The organism is Methylobacterium sp. C33D, assembly GCF_053345825.1.
Window position 1 is genome coordinate 1 of record NZ_JBKFAV010000082.1, and the last position, 6,537, is coordinate 6,537.

Annotated in this window: 6 protein-coding genes; 5 read left to right on the forward strand and 1 reads right to left on the reverse strand. The window is 72.4% G+C overall.

Annotated elements, in window-relative coordinates; genetic code table 11:
* Positions 1-218: 218 nt before the first annotated feature.
* Positions 219-1,196 (reverse strand): protein-methionine-sulfoxide reductase heme-binding subunit MsrQ, encoded by a 978-nt coding sequence (locus tag ACLBXO_RS31265; protein WP_331313429.1) that lies wholly within the window; start codon positions 1,194-1,196, stop codon positions 219-221.
* A gap of 207 nt (positions 1,197-1,403) precedes the next feature.
* On the opposite strand from ACLBXO_RS31265, the gene ACLBXO_RS31270 reads away from it, so the two are divergent.
* The 5 genes from ACLBXO_RS31270 to ACLBXO_RS31290 all read left to right on the forward strand — a co-directional run.
* A complete protein-coding gene (locus ACLBXO_RS31270) occupies positions 1,404-2,414 on the forward strand; it encodes an aldo/keto reductase (RefSeq protein WP_447687853.1) in 1,011 nt (336 codons plus the stop codon).
* Positions 2,415-2,710: 296 nt separating this feature from the next.
* Entirely contained in the window at positions 2,711-3,478 is a 768-nt protein-coding gene (rimP, locus tag ACLBXO_RS31275; RefSeq protein ID WP_447687854.1) for a ribosome maturation factor RimP, read from the forward strand.
* 64 nt (positions 3,479-3,542) lie between these two features.
* On the forward strand, positions 3,543-5,180 hold the full coding sequence (gene nusA, locus ACLBXO_RS31280) for a transcription termination factor NusA (protein WP_331313432.1): 1,638 nt from the start codon (positions 3,543-3,545) through the stop codon (positions 5,178-5,180).
* Between the two features lie 25 nt (positions 5,181-5,205).
* Positions 5,206-5,928 (forward strand): RNA-binding protein, encoded by a 723-nt coding sequence (locus ACLBXO_RS31285; protein ID WP_331313433.1) that lies wholly within the window; start codon positions 5,206-5,208, stop codon positions 5,926-5,928.
* A 76-nt stretch (positions 5,929-6,004) separates the two neighbouring features.
* Positions 6,005-6,537 (forward strand): translation initiation factor IF-2 associated domain-containing protein (locus ACLBXO_RS31290; RefSeq protein WP_447687855.1); only part of this gene is annotated, 533 nt, incomplete at its 3' end.

Here is a 6,537-nt window from a genome sequence, read left to right on the forward strand (position 1 = left end):
CGGCTCGGGCGGCGTGCAGGCCGCGACGGCCGGCGCGGCGGCGGACGGGGGCGGCGCGGCGGGCGCCGCCTTGGCGGCCGGCTTCGCGGGCGTCGCGAAGGCGAGGGTCGGCGCGAGCAAGCCCGCGATCAGGAGAGGCGTGCCGCGCATGGCGTCTCGAAAGCTCCGCTGGGCCCGGGGCCGCCGGCGGCGGAGGACCGGGAGCGGGTTCTGCGGCATCAGGCCGACGGCGACAAGGGCTCTCGGACGGGCTCTCGGACGGGCTCTCGGACGGGCTCTCGGACGGGCTCTCGGACGGGCTCTCGGATAGGCTCCCGGCGGGCCGCCTGGGCCGGTCGCCTGCCCGGTATCGGGGCCTTCGGGCCGCGCACGAGCGCCACCAGCGGGAGCGACAGGCCGACGGCCAGCACCCACCAGGCCGGCCGGATCGGGCCGGAGAAGTCCAGGTTGGCGGCGAGGACGAGGTTGGCCGGCACACCGCTGGCGAGGCCGTACCACGCGGCCTCCAGCCCGGCGGTCGCGAGCCCTGCGGCGATCGCCAGGAGGAGGAGCGACCAGGGCCGCTCCGGCCACTGGAAACGCCGCATCACCCGCCAGCCCATCAGCAGCAGGAACAGGCCGGCCGAGAAGACCGGGTCGGTGACGTCGATCTTCGACTGCAGGAAGTAGTGGACCAGGGCCGCCACGGCGATCGTGTAGGTGAGGCGGTGCAGGCGGTTCCAGTTCGGGCCGAGGTTGCGGATCGCCGCGTCCGTGGAGGTCAGCCCCAAGGCGATCAGGCCGATCAGGGCCACGAAGCCGATCGTCAGGTAGAGCCGGAGTGCGATCTCCGAGATCACCTTGGTGAGGATCAGGTTCTGGTCGACGGCGTAGAGGGTGAGGTGGGCCACCGCGTAGGCCATCACGGTCACGCCGAGCATGCGCCGCACGACGAGGACCTTCGGCCAGTCCGCGAGGCGGCGCAGCGGCGAGATCGCCAGCGAGAAGAGCAGGAAGCGCACCGCCCACTCGCCGGTAGCGTGGATCAGCGCGGTGATCGGCTTCGCCCCGAGGGCGTCGAGCCGGTACGCGGCCGCGAGGTAGAGCGCGGGCGCGACGCAGCCCGCGAACACCGCGAGCTTCAGCCAGGAGAGGCGGCCGGCCCGGTCGAGCCAGGGGAGGGGGATGCCGAGGGGAGCGGCCAAGCGATCGATCATGGGTCCGAACGGAAGCTTCGCGGTTTACGCCGGCGCCGCGCCGGTGGAACGGGCCACCGGCGGGAACGGCTGCCCGAGCCATCGGTGCCGTCACGGGTCGGTTCGCCGCGGCCGCGCGCCGGTTACAGGGCGGCGTTGACCTGTGTTGTGGTTGACCGCGCCGTTCCCGCGGCGAGATAGCGGGACGACGGACGTTGGATGGATCCCATGCAGTATCGCACGCTCGGCCGCTCCGGCCTCAAGGTCTCGCCGATCTGTCTCGGCACGATGATGTTCGGCGGCCCCACCGACGAGGCCACGGCCGGCCGCGTCGTCGCCAGCGCCCGGGAGGCCGGCATCAACTTCATCGACACGGCCAACGTCTACACGGAGGGCCGCTCGGAGGAGATCACGGGCCGGGCCATCAAGGCCGAGCGCGACGCCTGGGTCCTGGCCACCAAGGTCGCCAACCCGACCGGGCCGGGCGTCAACGACCGCGGCCTCTCGCGCGTCCACGTGATGAAGGCCGCCGAGGACAGCCTGCGCCGCCTCGGCACCGATTTCATCGACATCTACTACCTCCACAAGGAGGACCACGACACGCCGCTCGCCGAGACGGTGCGGGCGATCGCCGACCTCGTGCGGGCGGGCAAGATCCGCCATTTCGGCGTCTCGAATCACCGCTCGTGGCGGGTCGCCGAGATCTGCCGGCTCTGCGACGAGGCCGGGATCGACCGGCCGGTGGTGAGCCAGCCCTACTACAACGCCTTCAACCGCATGCCCGAGACCGAGCACCTGCCGGCCTGCGCGCATTTCGGGCTCGGCGTCGTGCCGTACTCGCCGCTCGCCCGCGGCGTGCTCACCGGTAAGTACGATCCCGACGCGCCGCCGCCGGCCGAGTCGCGCGCCGGGCGGCAGGACACGCGGATGATGCAGACCGAGTGGCGTCCGGAATCCCTGCGGATTGCCCGTACGCTCAAGGAGCACGCCGAGGCGCGGGGCATCACGGCCGGCCAGTTCGCCACCGCCTGGGTGCTGAACAACCGACTCATCACCGGCGTGATCGCAGGCCCGCGGACCGAGGCGCAGTGGCAGGAATATCTGGGCGCCCTCGACTACGCCTTCACCCCGGAGGACGAGGCGCTGGTCGACGGGTTCGTGGCCGCGGGGCATCCGACGACGCCGGGCTACAACGATCCGGCCTATCCGCTGGAGGGGCGGGTGCCGCGCAGCGGCTGAAACGCGGCCGATCTTCAACCGATCCCCTCGTCCTGAGATGACCGCGAAGCGGGCGTCGAAGGATGAGCGGAGGTCGGGACGGGCGGGGTTGCGCGGCGCGGCGGATCCGCCTTGCGCTCCGGGCCGAGGGCCGCTATCTAGCTCTCAACAGTTCTGATGGCGGTCGAGAGGCTGCGGTTCGGGAGTGGGCCCCACCGGGTCCGCTCTTTTTTTTCGCCGCACGCCCTCTCGCCGCACGAGGCCCCGCGCCGCGGGCGGCCAGGCAGAACCCCGCGAAGGTTGCGCGCTGAACACCCATGTCGTCCGAGATTGAAGCGGATCTGTCCGAGAAGCGCCTCGTCCGCGAGGCCGGAATCGCCGCGCGCGTCGCGCAGGCGATCGAGGGACCGCTCGCGGGCCTCGGCTTCCGGCTGGTCCGGGTGCGGATGTCCAACGTCAACGGCTGCACCGTGCAGATCATGGCGGAGCGGCCGGACGGCACCTTCACGATCGACGATTGCGAGGCGGTGAGCCGCGCGATCTCGCCCATCCTCGACGTCGACGACCCAGTGGGCGGCGCCTACAACCTGGAGGTCTCCTCTCCGGGGATCGACCGGCCGCTGGTGCGGGTCTCCGACTTCGCCCGCTGGGCGGGCTACGAGGCCAAGGTCGAGCTGAGCCCGCCGCTGGACGGGCGCAAGCGCTTCCGCGGCATCCTGGGCGCGCCGGACCCGACGGGAACGACCGTCCCGATCGATCTGCCCGACGTGAAGGAAGGGCTGCCGAGCCGCATCGACCTGCCGCTGAAGGACCTCGCGGAGGCCCATCTCGTCCTCACCGACGCGCTGATCCGCGAGTCGCTCCGCCGCGGCGGACCGGCCGCCGCGGACGAGGACGACGAGGAGGCCGACGACGAGGAGGCTGCCGCGGAGAGCGCGCCGCCGCCGGCGCGCGCACCCTTCCAGCCGAAGGGTCCCCGCAAGGCCAGCCCCGCCGGCAAGCCCCAGAAGCAGGCCCGGACCGGCCCGAAGAAGCCCATCGTGACCAAGGCGTCGCGGCTCAAGGACCGCGACTCCCTGCACTGAGACCCCCGTGCCGGCCGCCCGGCGGCCTGCCCGAAGATTTGACGGAAGAGAAGGACCGACACCGATGGCCGTCGTCAGCGCCAACAGGCTCGAACTCCTCCAGATCGCCGACGCGGTCGCCCGCGAGAAGGTGATCGACCGCTCCATCGTGATCGACGCGATGGAGGAGGCGATCGCCAAGGCCGCCCGCTCCCGCTACGGCGCCGAGACCGACGTTCACGCCGAGATCGACCCGAAGACCGGGGCGCTCCGCCTCTCGCGCCACCTCCTGGTCGTCGACCAGGTGGAGAACGACGCCCGTGAGATCACCCTCGACCAGGCCCGCCGCTACAACCCGGGCGCGCTGGTCGGCGACGTCATCTCCGACACCCTGCCGCCCTTCGATTTCGGCCGCGTGGCCGCCCAGTCGGCCAAGCAGGTCATCGTCCAGAAGGTGCGCGACGCCGAGCGCGCCCGCCAGTTCGACGAGTACAAGGACCGCATCGGCGAGATCCTCAACGGCATCGTCAAGCGCGTCGAGTACGGCAACGTGATCGTCGACCTCGGCCGCGGCGAGGGCATCGTGCGCCGGGACGAGATGATCCCGCGCGAGACCTTCCGCCCGGGCGACCGCATCCGCTCCTACCTGTTCGACGTGCGCTCGGAGGTCCGCGGCCCGCAGATCTTCCTGTCGCGCTCGCACCCGCAGTTCATGGCCAAGCTGTTCGGCCAGGAAGTGCCGGAGATCTACGACGGCATCGTCGAGGTGAAGGCGGTGGCCCGCGATCCGGGCTCCCGCGCCAAGATCGCGGTGATCTCCCGCGACGGCAGCATCGACCCGGTCGGCGCCTGCGTGGGCATGCGCGGCTCGCGCGTGCAGGCCGTCGTCGGCGAGCTGCAGGGCGAGAAGATCGACATCATCCCGTGGTCGGAGGACGAGGCGACCTTCATCGTCAACGCGCTCCAGCCCGCCGAGGTGGTGAAGGTGGTGCTCGACGAGGAGGCCGACCGCATCGAGGTGGTCGTTCCGGATGACCAGCTGTCCCTGGCGATCGGCCGCCGCGGCCAGAACGTGCGCCTCGCCTCGCAGCTCACCGGCTGGGACATCGACATCCTCACCGAGGCCGAGGAGTCGGAGCGCCGCCAGAAGGAGTTCGCCGAGCGGACCCAGGTGTTCATGGAGGCGCTCGACGTCGACGAGACCGTCGGCCAGCTGCTGGCGGCCGAGGGCTTCCGCAACGTCGAGGAGATCGCCTACGTCGATCTCAATGAGCTGTCCGGCATCCAGGGGCTCGACGAGGAGACCGGCACCGAGATCCAGGCCCGCGCCCAGGATCACCTCGCCCGGATCGAGCAGGCGCACGACGCGCGCCGCACCGAGCTCGGCGTGTCCGACGAGCTGCGCGAGATCGACGGCATCACCACGCCCATGATGGTGGCGCTGGGCGAGAACGACGTGAAGAGCGTCGAGGATCTGGCGGGCTGCGCCACCGACGACCTCGTCGGCTACACGGAGGGCCGCGGCCCCGAGGCCGTCCGCCACGCCGGCTACCTCGACGGGTTCGACCTGTCCCGCGCCGAGGCCGAGGCCCTGATCATGGCCGCCCGCCTCAAAGCGGGCTGGATCGAGGCCCTGCCGGAGCCGGAAGCCGAGGAAGGGGCCGAGGAGGGCGCCGAGGCGGCCGAGGGCGAAGAGACCGCCCCCGCGCAGGCCGGGGCCTGAGCCGAGAGCCGGACGCGGAGGCGCGATGGTCGCGGTCGACACGACTTCGCCCGAGGACGGGCTGGATGCCGGGGGGCTCGATGCCGGCCCCGGCCGCCGCTTGCCCGAGCGGACCTGCATCGTGACGCGCGTCGCCCAGGCGCCGGACGCGATGATCCGGTTCGTGCGCGGGCCGGACGGCAGCGTCGTGCCCGACCTGCGCGCCAAGCTTCCGGGCCGCGGCGCCTGGATCAGCGCCCGGCGCGAGGCGGTCGCGACCGCCGTGCGGAAGAACCTGTTCTCGCGGGCGTTCAAGGGGCCGACGCCGGCCGCCCCCGACCTGCCGGACCGGATCGCCGCAGGACTGCGGGACGATCTCCGGCAGGCCATCGCCATGGCCAACAAGGCGGGCTGCGTGGTCGCGGGCTTCTCCAAGGTGGAAGCCGCGATCGGCGGCCAGCCCGGTGCGATCGCGGTGATCCACGCCGCCGAGGCGAGCCCGGACGGCCGGCGCAAGATCGCGTCGGCCTTGCACAGGCGCCACGGTGACGCCATGTCAAGGATCCCGATCATCGATGACCTGTCCGAGGACGAATTGGACATGGCCTTAGGTCGGGATCATGTGATACACGCTGCGCTCGTCGCAGGAGCCGGAGCCGCCGGCTGCCTGTCGCGTTGGCGTCGGCTACGCTCCTTCGAGGGCGCCGCCGCGGCGACCGGGGAGCCCGATCCAGCCCGAATCGGCGGGATCGACGAAGCCTCACGTTGACGACGCAGGACTATTTTGACCGGCGCCACCGGGTGTCGGTTCACGGGACGATGGAAACCCTCAGGGTTCAGGCTGAATGAGCGATACGAACAACCCGGGCGACAAGACTCTGAACCGGACTTCCCCGAAGCCGCTCGGCCTCAAGCGGCCGATCGAGGCGGGCACCGTGCGTCAGAGCTTCTCCCATGGCCGCTCCAAGCAGGTCGTGGTCGAGACGGTGAAGCGCCGCGTCATCGGTGCGGCGCCGGCCGCCCCTGCCCGTGAGCCTGCCCCCGCTCCGCGTCCGGCAGCCCCCGCACCGACGGCGCCGCCCCCGCGGCCGGCGCAGCGCGCCGCCTCGGGCGTCGTCCTGCGCACCCTGAGCGAGCAGGAGAGCGCGGCCCGCGCCGCCGCCCCCGCCGACGCGCAGCGCCGCGAGGCCGAGGCCCGCCGCAAGGCGGAAGCCGAGGCCGAGGCGCGCCGCCGCGAGGCCGAGGAGCAGGCCCGCCGCGAGCGCGAGGCCGCCGAGGCCCGCCGTCGCGAGGACGAGGAACGCAAGGCCGCCGCTGCGGCCGCCGCCGCCGCGGCGGCCGGCGCTGCCAAGGCCGCCGAGGCTCAGGCCGCCGCTCC